The sequence below is a fragment of the Pseudoalteromonas piratica genome (assembly GCF_000788395.1).
GTDB lineage: Bacteria > Pseudomonadota > Gammaproteobacteria > Enterobacterales > Alteromonadaceae > Pseudoalteromonas > Pseudoalteromonas piratica.
Genome location: NZ_CP009889.1, coordinates 1,209,006 through 1,227,464, shown reverse-complemented (window position 1 = coordinate 1,227,464; position 18,459 = coordinate 1,209,006). Strand labels below are relative to the sequence as shown.

The window sequence follows — 18,459 nt, the reverse complement described above, 5'->3', positions numbered from 1 at the left end:
TTGATATCAAACTAAAAACCCGAGCATTTCTCTCGGGTTTTTTGTTACCAAAACAGTAGTGTTATTTCAGTGTATAAATGTGAATAAAAAGTGTGCTATTTAGAGTTTTTATGATACAAAATACCTGAACATAAAATAACCGTTAGTGAAGTCTTATGTGTCGTAAAAATAAATTAATAATGCGTGTGGTTTTGAGTGAGTTGATGACAAGTTATCCAAAGCCTCTTAAACGCCATGAATTAGTTCTGTCGGGAGTGGCAGAAAGCGATGTTGATACGGTAATCGATTATTTAACGCAAGAAAACTATGTTAGTTGTGATGAGCAAGGACAACTCATATTAAGTAGTGAGCTTGAGCCTGGCAGTTAATGTTGTGTATCTTGTGAAAAAAAAGCCCGAAACACTGTTTCGGGCTTTTTAGTTTTTTGCTTAATGGTTAATTAGAAAGCGTAACGTGCTTCAAAGCTGATGTAACGAGCACCTAATCGACCTGATGTCATGCCCCAATTAGGGTTGACTTCTTGGCCGTTTGCGCCATCACGGGCATTCGCTTGCACAACCGATGTTTGTGTATCGAAGTTAAACAAGTTATATGCAGTTGCTTTTAGCTCTAACGGGTTACCTGCAACTGAAATATTGTATGCAAGGCTTAAATCAAATTCTTTTAACCAATCCGTTTCGCCAAAAGTACCGCGCGGAGCAGGGTTACCGTCTGCGTCATAGAATGAGACGTGGTCATAACCTCGGCTATTACATTCATCCCAAACAGAACCTTCCACACAGCTATCTACGCCCACTGGGTGACGCGAGAACTTACTGATAGGTACACCAGAGGTAATGCGCATATTAAAACCGACAATTAATTCATCGGTAATATTGTAATAGCCATTCATTTTAAATGAGTGACGACGGTCATTTGGCAGGTTACCGCTTGAATGGTCCATTAAATCGGCATAGTCATACGAGGTAGTCCAACCTGGGTCGGCCTGACCATTATCGGTTCGCACTAAGCCTTCGGTATTACCCCAACTATGTGACCATGTATATGAAGCATTGTAGTAAAAGTCTTTGCCAATATTACCAGACACCGTATTCTCGATTGCGCCATATTTACGCTTTGGATCTGGCAAGGCGATATAATCAGCCGGGATCACAATACGTTCTGCATTGCCATCACCATTGGTATCATAAAACACTTCTAGATCAGTACCTGGGTTATTGAGAATATAAGCATAACCTGGATCGCTGTCGATACCGTTTTCAGCAAACCATTTGCGCATCACAGGTGCGTAGTTGGTATCTTCGATTGATTGCTTTAAGTCACGATAAATACCACGTACGCCATACACTAAATCGCCATCTAAAAATTCACCTTGATAGCCGATGGTAATCTCATCTGAATACATTGCTTCTAGGTCTTGGCTTACAATCATACCGGTGTCGATTTCACCTGTTTGAACAACTTCTTCTCCAATGTAGGCACCTGTGCTAGGAGAGCCGTCAGGCAGTAAGATTGATTGACCATTCTCATCAACGTCACCCAATTCATAGTAGTAACTGATATCGCGACGTTGACCACCTTGGGTAATGTTCATATTCGCAGATACTGGCTGATAGTAACGCCCAAAAGTAGCGTATACTTTTGACGTGCCTTCACCTAGGTCGTAAATTGCCTGTAAACGCGGTGCAATTTGATTATCTACATCAACATACTTTTCGCCTGTTGATACTGTGTTATATACGCTTGAATAACGTAAACCGAGGTTAAGCGTAAGTTGATCTGTGACTGTCCATGTATCTTGAATATAAAACGCGGTTGAATTGACTTCTGAGTCGGTAAAGTCGGTACGCACTCGTTGTTCGATAAATGGTTGACCAGCAGGGTGATCAACAGGGTTTCCTTGCCATGCGTACATTGGGTACCACCAACCTGCACGGTCATCTACACCATTTGGACTATTTACGTAATCTACATCGATATTTACATAGTCAAAACCTACTTTGATATCATGGTCGTCGAGGGTCCAGTTAAAGTCAGCACGTAATTGGTCGCGGATAAATTCAGCTTCAGTAATTGATGACGCTGATTCTTGCGAGAGTTTTACCCAACCACCCGTTAGACGAGACCATACAAGCGGATCTGAGCTGGTTGCAGAATTATAGGTTTTATCAACGGTGCGTCCCGCTACCACTTCAACAGACATATCATCATTAATGATACCTGAGTAAGTTAAACCAAAAATATCACCACCGGTGCGCGATTTGTAATCACTTAAATATTCACCAACTTCCTGCGTTTCCCAGTCATTCGCATAGGTTTTACCTTTGCCTTTGTTAGTAAAACCGATTGCTGTTGCTGTTAGCGAGTGATCATCGGTAATAAACCAATCAACTGTCGCAAGGTAACGGTCTGATGTAGTTTCACCAATATCAATGGTGTTACTACCCGCAGCTTCATAGTCATTTTTCTGAGGTGCATATACACCGTAGAAGAACAAGGTGTCTTCAATTAAAGCACCGCCTGCTGAAAAAGAATAACGTGTGAAGGTACTTTCATCTTGTTCACTGTTTGAAAAGTAATTACCTTCTCGGTCTATCATATTTTTATGATGTGAGCGTGTCGCTTCAGGATCTATACGCGCATACGCTTCGAATTCCCATTCATTACTACCTGATTTTGAAATAGCATTAACAATACCACCGAGTGCACCACCAAATTTAGGGTCAATACCACCCGTCATCACTTCGGTTTGCGCCACCCCTTCCCAAGGTAGTGCAATGTGGCCAATACCTGTTTTAATGTTGGTAATGTTAATACCGTTGAGGTAATACGCATTCTCTGCTGAAGAGCTACCACCAATACTTGCCGCAGCAAATTCGCCGTTACTCACGACACCTGGTGAAAGTAGAGCTATGGCTTCAAAGCCAGACTCGACAGGCAAGCGTTTTAATTCAGCTTGCGTTACAACAATCCCACCTGTTGATGATTCCATATCTACTCGTGCAATGCGACTACCTGTAATCTCAATGGTTTCCATATTTGTACCCACTGAGTACATGGTATTGTCAAAAACAATCGAACCACCCACGGTAACTAAGATATCTTGCTCTAAGACTTGCTCGTAGCCTTCTTTTTCAATAGTGAGCGTGTACTCACCGATAGGTAATTTTCTGAGAGTATAACTGCCATCTTCCGCTGTTTTAATCGAGCGACTAATGCCTTTTGTTTTATGTTTAAGTGTGACGGTCGCATTGGCAAGTTGTTGTTGCTCAGCACTTGATACTACACCTTTTACGGTACCATTAAAGGTATCGTTTGCGAGAGTTGGAACACTAATGGTCATTGCCGATGCGACAGCTAGCGCACAGGCAGAGCGTTTGAGTAAGTTGCTTGTTGTTATCATTGTTGCATATCCTGATTTGATTTACGGTATAATGTATACATTATGTAAATAAATGTTACAGGATGCTTTGTGCTGTGTAAATATTGTATACAGTATAATTTAAATAATTACACTAATGTTGTTTTAGTCGCAGGGTGAAATTGATATTCGAAAATTTTTGACTTCAACTTAATCTATTGAAAAGTAATATTTTTTAGTTTTGATTTGTTAGTTTCTAAGCGGAGAGTTTTAGTTCGGGGGAATTTTTTCAAAGCAAATAAAAATTAAACGTTAAAAAGTTCATCTAAAGAATAGATGGCAATATTTTCCGTTTGTGTTTGGCATACATGAACTAATTTCTCTGCAACTTGCTTACCTGTTATAGGGGTATAGCGTTTTAGCCACGGTAATTTACATAAAAAGGGCAAAATTTTACTGCCTAACTCCTCAAGAGGGCGTGAAGTATGACGAACCCCTGTTAATAAAGAAGGCTGTAAAATAGAGATTTTTTGAAAGGGCAACTGTTTCACATACTCTTCGAGTTCGCCTTTCATTTTTAAATATGGACTAAGGCTGCCACTATTTGCAGCGCTTGAAGAAACAAGTAAGTAATGACTTACATTGTTAGATGCTGCCATTTTGGCGGCTAATAGTTGATAATCTAGGTCAACACGCCGTTGGGCGGAAATGGTTTTGGCTTGTTTTTTTGTGGTACCTAGGCAAGAAAATAACATATCTCCGTTAAACAGTTGTTTATTGGCAGCTAAATTTTCAAAATCTATGATATGACTTATAATTTTTGCATGTTTTATCGCAATAGGCCTGCGTGCCAAAACCACCACTTGCGATATAGTTTCGTTGTCACACAGTAATTTGATTAACTCACTACCCACCAGTCCTGTAGCGCCAATAACAATTGCTTTTTTTGACATTTTTAAGCCTTAAATATTGGTAATGACGACACGTAATGCCAACAGCAAAAATGCACATGCCAGTAGCTTATTGATGACATTTGCGTAACGAGTAAGATCAAATTTTTGATTTGCTTTACTTGTAATAATACTCACAATGCAGTACCACAAAGTATCAATGATAAACACGGTTAAGCACATAATGGCTGCTTGCGTTAGGGTAATTGTCTCAGGGTTGATAAATTGCGAGAAAAGCGCAAGGAAAAATATCGCAAGCTTAGGGTTTAAGAAGGCGATTGCAAAACCATCTCTCGCTGCAGACAACATGCTTGTTGAGGCGGCTTGCGATAAACTCAGTTTACTTTCCCCTGCCTTTAAAATAGTAAATGCGAGATAGACTAAGTAGAGCGCACCACCAAATAACAGCGCTTTATATGCTAGGGGAAACTGCTGAATTAGCCCTGCCAAGCCAACTACGGCTAGTGCAGCGTAAATGCCCACACCAATCCCGTGTGAGACACTGGCAACTAAGCCTTGTTTTGCACCTTGCGCCATTGAATGTGATAAAACAACCGCTAAGCTAGGTCCTGGTGACATCGCACCAACTGCGCAAATGCTGGCTAAACTAAGCCACAGAGCAAGATCCATAAAGACTCCAAAAAGATAAGTTGAGAGAGGAATTTATTTTAATTAATAATCCCCAATGTGCTGAGCTAATAGATAATTAATATACGTTTTTTATACACTATCGCAATTAGATTGATAAATAACTTTTACCCAGTCAGGATTATCGATAAACGGATTACGGTTTGCCTGAAACTCATAAATTGTATTGTTTCGATTAATTTCAAATGCATCAACAGGATCCAAAAAGTGCCATTGATACAAGGAACATAAATCACCAATTTGGCCAATACCGCTTGTTAAGTCGGTACGGGGAGAATTACTGTGCTTGACTATTTCAAGATCTGGCATGTCATGATGTGAGTTAGCTTCGTACATCACATCCATATAAAATATCATTCTAGCAATATCGCCTTTAACAGTGTCATGGGGCTCAAACGAGTACGACTTGTTTTTTCTGTTAAGAGGGGCTTCTTTTATTGGTTGGCCGCCACTTAGAAAGTCATTGTCACTGCGCTGTGTATTCATAGATACATCCGCAGGTTTCAAGTGGTGTAAATCGGTATAACCTTGTTGTGACTTTTTTGGAAAACCATGGCTTTTTGGCCAGATATGCTCTCGATTCCAATAATTCTGCTGTGTGCTGTGTTTTCCACTGCCATTGTGTTGTTTTGCAATTGCAGTGTTCTTATAAATTAAGCGAATTTTTGAAGGGTCTTTTGGATCTTCATCAGTGTAGGTCAGTGCGGTCCAAATCTCACGATAGCGTAACGTACGATATGTTTGATTAATGTCTCGATGTACCGCGTACTTGAAGGCGCTTGCATCCGTTGAGTCTGTGTTATAACTGTTGTGATAGTAAGATTGCGCATCAAAATGGCTGCGGTTTTTTACTTTGGTAAGGTTTGGACAGTTAGTACAAAGCGATGGTTGTGCTAAGAGAGCAAAGCTTGCAAGACACAAGGTAATTGATAAAACCAGAATAGTTTTGGCCATAAACTGCATTATTATTGTTATTTTCAGCGCATGAATTTTAACGTGCTTATTGCTTGTTTTGCAATTATGAGGGCGTGTTGATCTTTGTGGTCTAAATTCTGTTCAAATCCAAAGCTTTTTGATCGCGGCGTTGCTTTGTAGGCCTAGCGGGCTAAGTCAAGAATTAACAACAAAGAACAAAATGCTTTGGGTTGAACCTGTTAGGCGGCGCTTGTTTGGCATTTATACTGCCTTGCCCTATATAGATGTAGGGTAATGTGACTTTGCAGGAGCACAAAGTCTTTATCGCTCATTTATGTAACTTAACTTCACCAAATCGCTATACCTCGTTTAAATGCCCAACAAACTGCTGCAGAAATAGACGGCAAAGTTCAACACGCTCTAGCCATTAAACAAACGTCAAGTGTAACTATTTCATGCTTTGCTTGTATTATAAACTACGAAGTTAAGTTATTGAGATAATTGATTTTGTTTTCTCAATAATCCTGTTAATGAATTTCTCGTTACGCTAAATTTACTATATACTTTGTTAAAGCAAACGCTATTGTGTCAGCCATTATTTTCTCGCGATAGCAAGACAGTAGGCTCCATATGGTAACGTTAGGTGAACAATGACAACTGAACTAAAAACAAGAATTGCTATGTTAGAAGGCATGCTAAGCACAATAGAAGCATGCGTTTTTAGCAAAGATTTAGATGGTCGATATACCTACGTTAACCAAGCTGTCGCTAAAGTATTTGGTTTACCAATAGAGGAGATTATTGGTAAAGACGATAGCCATTTCTTCGATTTGGCTCAGTCAAAAGAATTGATTGAGAACGACCAGTTGGTGATGCGCACCGGCAAAGTGTTAAAAAAAGAAGAAACCAATTTTGTAAAAGCGTTTAATCGTGAACTCACTTATCAAATCATCAAAAAGCCACTGTACGACGATAATAATAACCTGATTGGTGTGTGTGGCATTGCAACGGATGTCACAGAGCAACGGCAGTTACAAAACAAAGTGATTGAACAAAACAAGTTACTGGATATTGTACTCGATAATGTTGCTGCGCATATCTATATGAAAAATGATGCGCGCGAATTTATGTATGTTAATGCGAAGGTGGCAGAATTATTTGGATTACCTGTAGAGCAGATCGTTGGCGCAAAAGAGCAGGACATATTGCCAAAAGAGATGGCTGATCACTTTCATGAAAGTGACTCCGCACTTTTTATCAGTGGCGAAAAACAAACAATTGAAGAAACCGTTGAAGATGAACTAGGTAACATTCGCCACTATTTAAGTGTAAAAGTACCGTTTGAGCAACAAGGGCGAAAGTCGCTAATTGGTTTTTCAACAGAAGTGACAGAGCTTTACGAGTTAAAAGAACAATTTCGCAAACAAGCAAATACCGATTATCTAACCAATCTCTTCAACAGGCGCTATTTTGTAGAAACAGCAGAACGCGAATTTAAACGTGCTGAACGAAGTAGTGAACCTTATGCATTGATGTCACTTGATATTGACCATTTTAAAAAGATAAATGATCAATATGGCCACCCCATTGGTGATGTTGTATTACAATCTTTCGCAACTAACTTACAGGCAAACTTGCGAGAAGGTGATGTGTTAGCCCGTATTGGGGGTGAAGAGTTTGCCATTCTACTGCCTAATACGCCATTTGATAAAGCTCAACTTGTTGCAGAGCGGATACGCGAATATCAGGATAACACCCCAATAGTGACAGAACGCGGCGGTGTTCTCGCCAAAGTGAGCATAGGGCTTGTGATGAAACAAAGCGATGATGTCAGTTTTGAGTCGTTATTTAAACGTGTAGACAAAGCGCTCTATCAAGCAAAGGAACAAGGGCGTAATTGCGTCGTTGCTTATCAGAACTAACTTACAGAATAAAATTGTTAGTTCATAAGGTTAACAATAAGCTTATGTGATGTAGCAATTTATTAAAATAGCAACCACCATCAAAATTAATGGGTTTATTGTTAATACCCACTCGCGTAATAGGGACTTATCCATTAAAATAGCGGCAAATAATACAGGATCAGAGAAATTTTATGTCGTTACCTCCTTGCCCTAGTTGCAATTCTGAATACGTATACCAAGACCAAGATAATCTAGTTTGCCCAGAATGTGCACATGAGTGGAACCCTGAAGAACAAGCGAAAGAAGATCTTATTGAAGTGAAAGATGCTAATGGCGCGTTACTTGCTGATGGCGATAAAGTAACAGTAATTAAAGACCTTAAAATTAAGGGCAGCTCACAAGTGATTAAGATTGGTACTAAGGCACTTGTTCGTCGTGTACTTGATAAAAAGGACCATGAACTTGATTGTAAAGTTGATGGTGTTGGCGAGATGATGGTGACTGCAAAGTTTGTGAAAAAAGCATAGACAGTTGCAATTACATGCATAAAAAAGGCGAGCTAAATGCTCGCCTTTTTTATGCCCTCAAACATTACCATTGAACAGCAATAACGTTAATTTACGCCTTGCATCATGCGAAGTTGTTGCACCATTTGATTAATTTGCGGGTTGTCAGGTACTAATTTTGCTAGGTTTTGCGCATAGAATAGAGCTTGTTGAAATTGATTTAACTGAATATAACTCTGAGCCAAACTGTAACTGATATCTGGGTTATTTGGCGTAATTGAATACGCTTTTTCGAAATATCGAATTGCCTCGTCAAGCAGCTTTTGATCCTGTAATAACAACGCATAAGTGTACGCATAACTGGCATTATTTTTCGCAAAATCCGTCGCTTTCTTTAAACTCTCCAGCGCCGCTTGTTTTTGTTTACTTCGTATTTGGCTCATCGCAAGGGCATAGTGCACTTCACTGGCCTTAGCGTTTACTTTCAGAGCTTGCTTAAGCATTTTTTGCGCTTTAGTCTCATTGCCTTGTTGGCGATATAAATCAGCAAGGTTTACATAGGCAGGCATAAAAATAGGCTCTATGTTAATCGCATCAAGGTAATGCACTTTTGCTTGTTTAAAGTCTTTTAATTCGAGTGCTAAAAGACCGAGGTTAGTATGCGCATAACCTCGTTCTGCATTATACATTTGTGTTTGTCTGTATTCGGCTAACCCTGTTGATAAACGTTGCTTATCTGCTTCGGATAGTTCATTTGGAAAGGCTGCTATCAGCATTGCGGCTAAACCACGGGCGGCCTCAATGCGAATACTTTTATGCTGATCTTCCAATAAGTGGTTATACAGTCGCCATCGGTCGACAACGGGGTAGGCTGCTGCTGCATTAATTGCGGCAGAGCGTTTTAAAGGCTCAACATCTTTAACAGCGCGTGCAATTGCAACCAGCGCATTATTCCCAGGGGTTTCGCGCATTCGATAAAGTGCGGAAGCACGAATAATGTCCGGGTAGGTGTTATCTTGTGAAATACGTGTCAGCAGAGTGTCTGCGCCGGGTAAACGGTTTTCTGCACGATAAAAAGACGTGGCAAAATGGTCACTCCCGATATGCTTTGACGACGGATGCCACTGTTTAATTTGAGAAACAGCCCAATTTGCCGTTTTGTCTTGATGGCATTGATTACATGCATTGGTTACACCTGTTTTCAAAGTTAGATCCGGTCTCGGCACTTTAAAGCTATGATCGCGTCGGGCATCAACCTGCATGTAGGTTGTTGTTGGCATGTGACAATCAACACATTGGCTACCAGAGCTATTTAGCATATGGCCATGATGTTTTGGTGTATCAAATGTGCTGCTGGCGTGGCACTGGGTACAGGTTTGATTACCTTCAATTTTAAGTTTACCGCTATGTGGATTATGGCAATTGCTACACGTGACGCCCGCGTCATGCATTTTACTTTGCACAAATGAACCCCAAACATAGTTTTCATCCCATACTTGTCCGTCAGTTTGGTAAAGTTGGGGCGTAATGAGAGCTGGTTGAAAGGCATTGAAAAAGTCATGTGGACTGTGTCTATCTGATAAAGAAGAACGTCTTCCATGGCAACTCGCGCAAAGCTTAACCTGATCTGAGTCTTTTAGCGGTTCAACACTGTGCATTTCACCTTTGCTATTTGTTTTAAATAGTGCCGTTTTTGCGCCAATTTTAGTTTTAAACCCTTTATTTTGAATGCTTTGGTCGCCATTCGCCCAGTTTAGGTGATGTTTGCTATCACCGTGACAGGCATTACAACTGACATTAATAGCGCTAAAACTGGAGTTAAAACGGTTAGTGTTTAAGTCAAAATTCTTTTTAAAATCAGTTGAGTGGCAATCAGCACACATGCTATTCCAATTCTGTCCTTTTTGGCTCCAATGAAACTCGTCATGTGTGTCTTGCTCTGGGTGAAGGATAAACCAACGCTGACCACCTAGAGTCGCTTTTCGACTATCCCAAGCAAATGGAAAAAATTGAAAATGCCCATTTCCAAAGTCAAACATGTATTGTTGCAGTGGTTCATAACCAAAGGTGAAGGCAACGGGGTAACTGCTTATTACACCGTCTAAATTAGGCATATCAATATAAAACTGTTGACCCTGTTTATAAAATCGTACGGTTTCGTTCTGATATTTAAGCGTCACATTATTGAAATCACCTAAAACGGATGCCTCTGATGCTTTTTCCATTGCATGGAAATGATGTGAACTTTGCCAATCTTTAACTTGGCTTTGATGGCAAGAAGCACACACAGTTTCAGGTGAATTATCCGGCAGAGCTTCTGCTGCGGTGGCTAAAAATAGGCAGCTTGAAACGATACAAGCAAAAAAGGCCTTCAACATATTCCATTGTCTTATTATTGATTTTTTACACTTATAACAAGATGCTCTTGGAAAGGCAAAAGTTGCTGAGTTAACGTTTATCGACTTGTGTTAGTCTAAACTCTGTTTCATTTACAATTAGTGCGCCACTGTTTATGAAAGTACTAGTATTACTAAAGCGTTTTAATATCATAATTAAATGACTGTTGCATAACGTTATTTTATTGGTAGATGATTACGCGATGGATTGTTAACGACAAAAGGAGAATTGAATGTATACCTTTAGAGCAACATGGTTAATGCTACCACTGTGCTTTTCAGTATTTCTTGAAACGGCATTTGCACTTGAGTTAACACCGGCAGAGCGTTTATCTCAAGAAGCAGCAAAATATCAGAAAATATGTAATACAGATGCATGTGCAAAGAAAATGCAAAAAATGCGTAAATATGCCCGCTGGAAAGAGCCTAAAGCCCAACTGGTATTGGGTTATGCTTATTTATATGGTGATGGGGTTGCGCAAGATACCGTAGAGGCCGTTAAATGGCTAAAACGCACCACACAAAATAATAACCCAGGTGCTAAAAAGTATGCATTGAAGGCGGCGCAAACCCTCGAAAAAATGTACCGGCAAGGCATTGGAATTGAACAAGATATTCAACAAGCAGATGAGCTCTTTTCATTGCTTGTTGCACAAAACTATGCGCCAACGCTTTATAAACTTGCTCTGTCGTATGAAGAAAAAGATATCAATCAGAGCATTGCATATTTAAAACAGGCTAGTGAAACACGCTATGCACCAGCAATTTACCGTTTAGCACAAATTTATCATGCCGGTTATGGCGTTGAACAAGATGAATTACAAGCGGCCGAATACTACAAAACATTAGTCATTAACGATTACCATGATAGCCGCGAACAGCTGTCTGCCATTATTGCGTCACTTAAGAATACGCCAACCCCAAAACAAGCCGATAAAATTACCGAGTTTGAGCGCATGTTAAACATCGAGGTCATCACAGTTAACCCTGATGGTGTCGTGGCGGAAGATTCACTGAGCAACTCGCTCGCTCAGTTTAAGCGCAGTAAAGCTAAGTTTATACCTGCAACGGGAAGTCGAATTAAAGGACGCAGCTGCGGTAATACATCCAACTCTTGCGGCACAATTAACAGTGATGAATTGGAAGATTTAATCAATGAAAGCGCGGGCATTTCAGAGGGCAACTAATCAAATTATCAGTGTGTTGGTAGTTACAACACGCAAACTGAATTTAAGTCACTGCACTGATTTTGTCCTGTTATTTAAAGCAACACTGAGAGTCTTTAAATCGCGCTAACAAAGGTGGTTTTACTTTTCGAATGCGTTGATGATTTAACGTATGGTGGGCAAATCTTGATGTTGAGTGATGAATTGCCGCTACCACTCTTCCGTCCAAATAAACTGCTATTAAAAGCGCAATGATGGTCAGTGTTGGGGCATAAATTAGTGACGCTGTGATACCGCCTTTCACTGTGAGATTAATGACCAACGGCATTAAAATAATCAAAATAGCAAATACTCTATAAGTTATTATCACGAAGTTAGACATAACTTGAATCCTTGAAATAGCGTGAACCCTTACATTCAACTTTAAAGCTAATTCGCAGTGATGACAAAAGGAAAATATTCACTCTATAGGTGAATGGTATTCATCTCTATTTGCCGCTTGAGATAATCAGCACAAAAAACGATGTTTGTGATTTTTAGACTGTGAGCATTCCTAATTGTAAAGAGCAGATGTGTTTGCAAGCCAATTAATAAAGCACTGTATATCATGACGATTACTATCTTCTTCTCGATAAACGGCGTATAGCCCCCTTTGAAAAGGCACAAACTCAGAAAAAGGGGTGATTAACGTATTGTTTTTTAATTTACTATTTTCAATCGGGAATATACCCAAAGCCAAACCTAAACCTTGACTTGCGGCATTAATTGAAGAGTCATAATCGTTAAAAGAAAGGGCACGTTTGTTTTGAGTAAAATTGGTGCCTGTGGCATGTGACCACTGCAGCCAGACATCTTCCATGTAAGATAAGTCTATTAAAGGTAAATGATTAATATCGTTAAATGTAGTGATTTGATGTTTATTGAGAAACTCTTTGGAGCATACTGCTGAAATGGTTAAGTCGATAAGTTTTTGATTTGTTGTATTGGGCCAATTACCTTGGCCAATACGGATAGCCAAATCAATATCATCATAGCGTAAATCTGCGACTTGGTTACCTGTTTCAATGCGCAATTCAATATCGGGATGAAGTGCTTGGAAACTACCCAAATTGGGTATGATGATGTGACTAGCCATGGTTGAAAAACAAGATATTTTAAGCGCTTGAGAAGAAAAACGATTACACACTTTGCGCGTTCCTTGCTCAAAACACTCGAGCCCTTGCTGGACAAAATTTAAATACATTTCACCTGCGCTATTTAATACGACACCGCGACTTTTTCGTTGAAACAAACTAAAACCAAGTTGTTCTTCAAGGGATTTAATTTGATGGCTCACTGCGGAAGGTGTGATGCACAGTTCATTGCTCGCAGCTTTAAAGTTTTGATGGCGGGCAGCCGCTTCAAAAATACTGAGTAAATGCAGTGGAGGGTATTTAGCGCGCATTTTATAAACCTAAGTCTGCTTGTGTCTTGACCACTTTAATGAATCGATGAATTTAATTCAACTAAGTGCCGTTTGAGTTTGTGGCTTGTAAATCGATACGCTTAAGGTGTTTGCATTAAACAATGTGACGAGTCGCTATGGTGTTTAGTCTTTATCTAGGTACAATTAAAAACGTATCAATTTTAATTAGTTAGAAGAAAGTCGTGTGAAAAAAATAATCAGTAAAGTCGCGTTTGAACTAATTGTTATTACGCTCGGTGTATTAATCGCCTTAGGTATTAATGCCTGGTACAACAACTTTCAACAACGCCAAACTGCAGAGCAATTACTTACTAAAATTGCTTATGAATTGCAGCAGAATATTATTCGTTTAGAGACTGCTGCGAGCAGTTATCAGCAGAGTATTGAACAGTCAAATCAATACGAGCATGTATTAGAGGAAACGGGCGAAACCGAACAATATGCATTTGTTTTTAAAATGCTGACTGTTAAACAAGGTGCTTGGCAGTTTTCACAAAATCGTGATGAGCTAAATACTTTGCCTGTTGAACTATTAATCTCATTGGATGCGGCAAATCGCAGTACCTCTGAAGCAAAAACCATGGTTAATCAGTTTATCTTTGAAAGTCACGATGAACTTGATGAATTATTAGAGAATGATTTATATGTTCGCTACCTTGATGGTATGAAGCGAGAATTAACACAAGTTAAGTTCTATCTTGATTATGCTTTGCTGAGTTCTAAAAGTGCACTTACAGACCTGGAGTCGTATCGTGAAACAGGCAAAATTGCGGCTAAAAATGAGAGTGTCGAACTTTCAACCACACTGTAACCACATACTGTTAATAGCTAAAAAATAAAGTAATAGTGAGGTTTTACAATGACTAAGCGCGCCATGATAAACCTCTTTTCTATGCATTTACTTAAAAATATATGAAATGATTACCATTGAAAAACTGATGCCTCAGTATTTGGAAGGACTCAAGCAAGTTGCTTTAGCTGAAGCACAAGTTCAATTTGCTTGCAGTGCCTCTGATTTTTTAAAAGAGTGTAATGCTAATGTGCATTTGTATGTGGTTGTGATGGACTCAAAGGTTGTTGGTTTCTTTAAGCTCGATTGTGATTACAGTAAAACGCATGCTTTTTGCCCAAGTGATGGCGTTGGTCTACGTTCATTTGTAATAGATCAAAAACAGCAAGGAAAAGGCATTGGCCAAAGTGCATTACAATCTTTAATTAGCTATTTAAAACAAGAATATAAAACGTATAACTGGCTTTATTTAACCGTTAATTGCAAAAATGCATTGGCTAAAAAATGTTATCAAAAAGCAGGCTTTATTGAACAAGAACAGCTCTATTTAGCAGGCCCGGCAGGGCCTCAACACATTATGTATTACCCTTTGTAAAACGCGTTAGCAATTAAATCAAAATAAATACTTCCCTTTTTAACTGTTTATACATACAGTGGTGTTTTAAATAAGGAATGCCATTATGAAATATATCGGAAGTTGTCATTGTAAAGCGGTGCAATTTGAATTTGAAAGTGCACCTATTGAAGATGCCTTACAATGTAACTGCTCTATTTGTATTCGCAAAAACGCCATTATGTCTAAGCAATGCTTTGATGAAGCACACTTTAAGTTAATAAGTGGAGAATCGTTTTTAACCACTTATCATTGGGCAGATCATGATGTGAACCACTATTTTTGCAAGCAGTGTGGCATTTACCCATTTCACGATACAATTTATCAACCTAGAAGCTACCGCATTAATCTGGGCTGTGTTGAAGGCATTGAACCACGTGAATTGGCAATTACGCATTTTGATGGTCGAAATAAGCTCTAGATCATCTAAAAAATTGAATTATAAGTTCGTTTTAATTTATTTTATTGTTTGAAAGTTTCATTGCATACTTAGCCTGTAATTAACTCGCAGGAGAGCAAAAATGAATGTTATTCTTCACACTTTCAAACAAGTATTCAATACGTCGGCTATTACTCCAAAAAGAGTATGTAACTATCCGAATAATTATTATGGTGATCAGTACTGCAAATAAGCCGTTTACCTAAATTTACTAGCGAGGGTGTGCGTTAAACTATTTAACGTTACCTTGCTTGGTTCATGCATACCCAGTCTAGCTCAGTTTATTAAGCTAAATGATTTTGAGTGAATTTCGATTGGCAGCGTCGGCTAATTCAGTGTATTTTAGCGGCTTTGAATAAATACTTAGGATTTGGTTGTGTCTTTAAAAAACCTCTTAAAAAATGAACGTGTTGCATTTATTTTAGAAGATCTTGAAAAGCGTTACCCAAACCCACCCATTCCATTAGATCACAAAGACCCTTACACCTTGTTAGTCGCTGTATTGCTGTCCGCTCAATGTACCGATGAGCGGGTTAATCAGGTCACTCCAAAGTTGTGGCAACTTGCAGACAATCCATTTGATATGGCACTTAAAGATGTAGAGGATATTCAAGCCATTATCAGGCCATGCGGGTTGTCGCCGCAAAAATCGAAAGCGATCAAGCGATTATCTGAAATTTTAGTCACTGAGCATAATGGTGTAGTGCCAGAAGATATGGCTTTATTAGAAACACTGCCCGGTGTGGGCCATAAAACCGCTGGTGTCGTTATGGCGCAGGCATTTGGGGTTCCGTCATTCCCTGTGGATACGCATATCCATCGACTTGCCCAGCGTTGGGGGCTTACCAATGGTAAAAATGTTGAACAAACTGAGAAGGATTTAAAGCGTTTGTTTCCTAAAGAGCGCTGGAACGACTTACATCTGCAAATTATTTATTACGGTCGTGAATTCTGTACAGCACGAGGTTGCCATGGTTTAGTGTGCCCAATTTGCACCACATGTTACCCAAATCGCAAACACCCAAAAGTGATTAAAAAACCTTAACAGGTTCGACAAAAATAAAATGTGTTTATAACGGCCTTATTTGCGCAATATGGCCGTTTTCATTTGTGTAAGTTGTATACGATTAAATAATGACTATATTTTAAAAATCTAACAAATAAATAGTATTTGTTAATTTTGTAATGGCAATTTGTTAACATTTTTATTGTTCTGACCGATAGCAACTAGGTATAGTTAAATCGTTTAGCAGTTAAAAAAACAATAAAGGCTGTATTATGAAAATGCGCACTAAATTGATTGCGGGATTTGCAATTACCGTAATCGTTCCTATCTTAGCAATCTCGATACTATCGTTATCGCAAGCAAAAAGTGATGGCTTTACTCGCTTCTTAACGACGACTCATGCTGAAATACGCCAAGTAGAAAAAGGCTTTGAACTCTTTTTTCAGCAAGTTAAGCATAATGCAGACTTTCTCGCCCAGGCACAGGTTGTGCGAAATGTGCCAACTGATGTCACCACTTATATGGGGCCTGAAAAATCAATGTCTCCCCTAGATGCAGTACCCGGTGAAGCAGGCATTTTTAGGCTTTATGAAACCTTTGGTAAAACCCATAACGAATTACTATTTGTGTATTTAGGCACAGAGCAGGGCGGCTTTATACAATATCCAGCGGAGCCTTTAGGTAACTATGATCCTCGTCAACGGCCATGGTATAAACTGGCGCAGAGCGCACGTGGTAAAACAGTTATTACCGAGCCGTATCAAGGTGTAACAGGGCAAGCAATGGTATCTGTTGCCAAAGCAATTAATAATGATATGGGGCAATTTGTTGGTGTACAGTCACTGGATGTAACGCTGGCAACACTCACAGACATTGTATCAAGCATCAAAATTGGTAATACCGGTTATCTTATTTTGGTAGACGGCTCTGGTACAGTGCTTGCCGATCCGCGCAATGCTGATAATAACTTTAAACCAATATCAAAACTCACTTCACCTATTTATCAATCGTTATCCAAAAACTTATCTAGTCGGTCTTTTACAATTGAAAGCCAAGGCAAAACATTAGAAGCCACCACTTATTTTTCAGAAGAACTCAATTGGCGCTTTGTTGCTGTTATTGAGCAAGATGAAATTCTACAGTCGGCTTCAGAAATGAAGGTTTTTATCGGCATAATTGCATTCATTATGATTGCTAGTTTTGTAGGTGTGGGTGTTTTACTCGCAAACCGCATTGTTTATCCGATTGAAAAAGTATCAGCAGGGCTTAAAGAGATAGCACAAGGCGAGGGGGATTTATCGAAACGTCTTGATGTGATTGGTAATGACGAAATTAGCCAACTGGCTAAATGGTTTAATCAATTCCTCACAACGATTAATGAATTAGTGAAAGACATTAACCACAAATCTCAAATTTTAAATGAATCAGCAACGGCTTCCGGAGAAAAAGTGACAGAGATTATGCGTGCTAGCCATGATCAAGAAGGTAGTAGCGAAGAAGCCGCTCGCGGTACAGCAAATCTTGCTGATGTATCAAAACAAGTGTCCGAAAATTGCTCCACCGCATTAAGTGATATTGAACAAGCCGAGCATTATGCCTTAGAGGGTAACAATGATGTAAAGCGTGCTGTATCCGAAGTAACCAGTTTGAATGACTCACTTAGTGAGTCATCGCAAGCGATGACTCAACTTGAGAAAGAGAGTGAAAATATTACTAAAATTCTTGATGTTATTCGTGGTATTGCAGAACAAACAAATTTACTTGCGTTAAATGCAGCGATTGAAGCTGCAAGAGCCGGCGAACAAGGGCGTGGTTTTGCCGTGGTAGCAGATGAAGTGCGTACACTTGCTAAACGCTCTCATGAATCAACAGAAGAAATTGATAAGGTACTAAACAGTTTGATTCAACAAACACGTTTAGTGTCTGACAAGATGGCAAGTAGTGTTACACATTCCGCTGATGCCATTGAAAAAGCTGAAAAGGCCCATAACTCGTTTGACGATATCAGCCGGGCGGTAAATACGGTGAAACAGTTAATTTCGCAAATCTCCGATGCAGCGCAGTCGCAATATGACGCTGCAGATGAAATTAACTGTGATATTTCTGGGATCAGTGATTCAGTTAAACACACCGCACTTTCTGCAGATGAATTAGCTGAGGGGTCACAGCAATTAGTGGTGTTATCTGAGGATTTACGTAATTTAGTGAATCGTTTCCACGTTAAATAGATATACTGGATTGAGTGAGCAACTGCTCACTCAATCATCGCCTACAACACAAGCAAACTAAGCCTTCAGCCT

General features: G+C 39.4%; 16 protein-coding genes. 9 read left to right on the top strand and 7 right to left on the bottom strand.

Features of this window, described 5'->3' with window-relative positions; all coding sequences use genetic code 11:
- Positions 1 to 203: 203 nt before the first annotated feature.
- On the top strand, positions 204 to 368 hold the full coding sequence (locus OM33_RS20220; protein ID WP_199922567.1) for a hypothetical protein: 165 nt from the start codon (positions 204 to 206) through the stop codon (positions 366 to 368).
- 71 nt (positions 369 to 439) lie between these two features.
- Here the strand turns inward: OM33_RS20220 and OM33_RS20215 are convergent, their stop codons facing one another.
- The 4 genes from OM33_RS20215 to OM33_RS20200 form a co-directional block, all read right to left on the bottom strand.
- Positions 440 to 3,403 (bottom strand): TonB-dependent receptor, encoded by a 2,964-nt coding sequence (locus tag OM33_RS20215; protein ID WP_040136290.1) that lies wholly within the window; start codon positions 3,401 to 3,403, stop codon positions 440 to 442.
- Between the two features lie 263 nt (positions 3,404 to 3,666).
- Positions 3,667 to 4,314, bottom strand: coding sequence for an NAD(P)H-binding protein (locus tag OM33_RS20210; protein ID WP_040136288.1), 648 nt, complete (start codon positions 4,312 to 4,314; stop codon positions 3,667 to 3,669).
- A 9-nt stretch (positions 4,315 to 4,323) separates the two neighbouring features.
- Entirely contained in the window at positions 4,324 to 4,941 is a 618-nt protein-coding gene (locus tag OM33_RS20205; RefSeq protein WP_040136285.1) for a LysE family translocator, read from the bottom strand.
- A gap of 90 nt (positions 4,942 to 5,031) precedes the next feature.
- Positions 5,032 to 5,913: an endonuclease I family protein gene (locus OM33_RS20200; protein WP_199922566.1), complete on the bottom strand. Its 882-nt coding sequence runs from the start codon at positions 5,911 to 5,913 to the stop codon at positions 5,032 to 5,034.
- Between the two features lie 611 nt (positions 5,914 to 6,524).
- Here OM33_RS20200 and OM33_RS20195 point away from each other — a divergent pair.
- Together OM33_RS20195 and OM33_RS20190 are read left to right on the top strand one after the other, a co-directional pair.
- Entirely contained in the window at positions 6,525 to 7,796 is a 1,272-nt protein-coding gene (locus OM33_RS20195; protein WP_040136283.1) for a sensor domain-containing diguanylate cyclase, read from the top strand.
- Positions 7,797 to 7,969: 173 nt separating this feature from the next.
- Positions 7,970 to 8,305 carry a zinc ribbon domain-containing protein YjdM gene (locus OM33_RS20190; protein WP_040136282.1) on the top strand — a complete coding sequence of 112 codons (336 nt, stop codon included), beginning with the start codon at positions 7,970 to 7,972 and terminating at the stop codon, positions 8,303 to 8,305.
- 86 nt (positions 8,306 to 8,391) lie between these two features.
- On the opposite strand, the gene OM33_RS20185 is transcribed toward OM33_RS20190, so the two are convergent.
- The gene (locus tag OM33_RS20185) at positions 8,392 to 10,662 is read right to left on the bottom strand and encodes a tetratricopeptide repeat protein (protein WP_040136280.1); all 2,271 of its coding nucleotides are present in this window, start codon (positions 10,660 to 10,662) and stop codon (positions 8,392 to 8,394) included.
- A 251-nt stretch (positions 10,663 to 10,913) separates the two neighbouring features.
- On the opposite strand from OM33_RS20185, the gene OM33_RS20180 reads away from it, so the two are divergent.
- Complete coding sequence (locus tag OM33_RS20180) at positions 10,914 to 11,867, top strand: tetratricopeptide repeat protein (RefSeq protein WP_040136278.1); 954 nt, start codon at positions 10,914 to 10,916, stop codon at positions 11,865 to 11,867.
- 70 nt (positions 11,868 to 11,937) lie between these two features.
- Here OM33_RS20180 and OM33_RS20175 read toward each other — a convergent pair whose 3' ends face one another.
- Both OM33_RS20175 and OM33_RS20170 read right to left on the bottom strand, forming a co-directional pair.
- On the bottom strand, positions 11,938 to 12,228 hold the full coding sequence (locus tag OM33_RS20175) for a hypothetical protein (protein ID WP_040136276.1): 291 nt from the start codon (positions 12,226 to 12,228) through the stop codon (positions 11,938 to 11,940).
- 171 nt (positions 12,229 to 12,399) lie between these two features.
- Positions 12,400 to 13,290, bottom strand: coding sequence for a LysR substrate-binding domain-containing protein (locus tag OM33_RS20170; RefSeq protein WP_040136274.1), 891 nt, complete (start codon positions 13,288 to 13,290; stop codon positions 12,400 to 12,402).
- Positions 13,291 to 13,495: 205 nt separating this feature from the next.
- Between OM33_RS20170 and OM33_RS20165 the strand changes: the two genes are divergently transcribed.
- The 5 genes from OM33_RS20165 to OM33_RS20145 all read left to right on the top strand — a co-directional run bounded on the left by OM33_RS20165 (position 13,496) and on the right by OM33_RS20145 (position 18,387).
- Positions 13,496 to 14,122: a hypothetical protein gene (locus OM33_RS20165; protein ID WP_040136272.1), complete on the top strand. Its 627-nt coding sequence runs from the start codon at positions 13,496 to 13,498 to the stop codon at positions 14,120 to 14,122.
- A 106-nt stretch (positions 14,123 to 14,228) separates the two neighbouring features.
- Positions 14,229 to 14,696 (top strand): GNAT family N-acetyltransferase, encoded by a 468-nt coding sequence (locus OM33_RS20160; protein WP_040136270.1) that lies wholly within the window; start codon positions 14,229 to 14,231, stop codon positions 14,694 to 14,696.
- Between the two features lie 85 nt (positions 14,697 to 14,781).
- Positions 14,782 to 15,135 carry a GFA family protein gene (locus OM33_RS20155; RefSeq protein WP_040136269.1) on the top strand — a complete coding sequence of 118 codons (354 nt, stop codon included), beginning with the start codon at positions 14,782 to 14,784 and terminating at the stop codon, positions 15,133 to 15,135.
- Positions 15,136 to 15,529: 394 nt separating this feature from the next.
- Positions 15,530 to 16,198, top strand: coding sequence for an endonuclease III (nth, locus tag OM33_RS20150; protein ID WP_040136267.1), 669 nt, complete (start codon positions 15,530 to 15,532; stop codon positions 16,196 to 16,198).
- 233 nt (positions 16,199 to 16,431) lie between these two features.
- The gene (locus OM33_RS20145) at positions 16,432 to 18,387 is read left to right on the top strand and encodes a methyl-accepting chemotaxis protein (protein WP_040136265.1); all 1,956 of its coding nucleotides are present in this window, start codon (positions 16,432 to 16,434) and stop codon (positions 18,385 to 18,387) included.
- Positions 18,388 to 18,459: the final 72 nt, after the last annotated feature.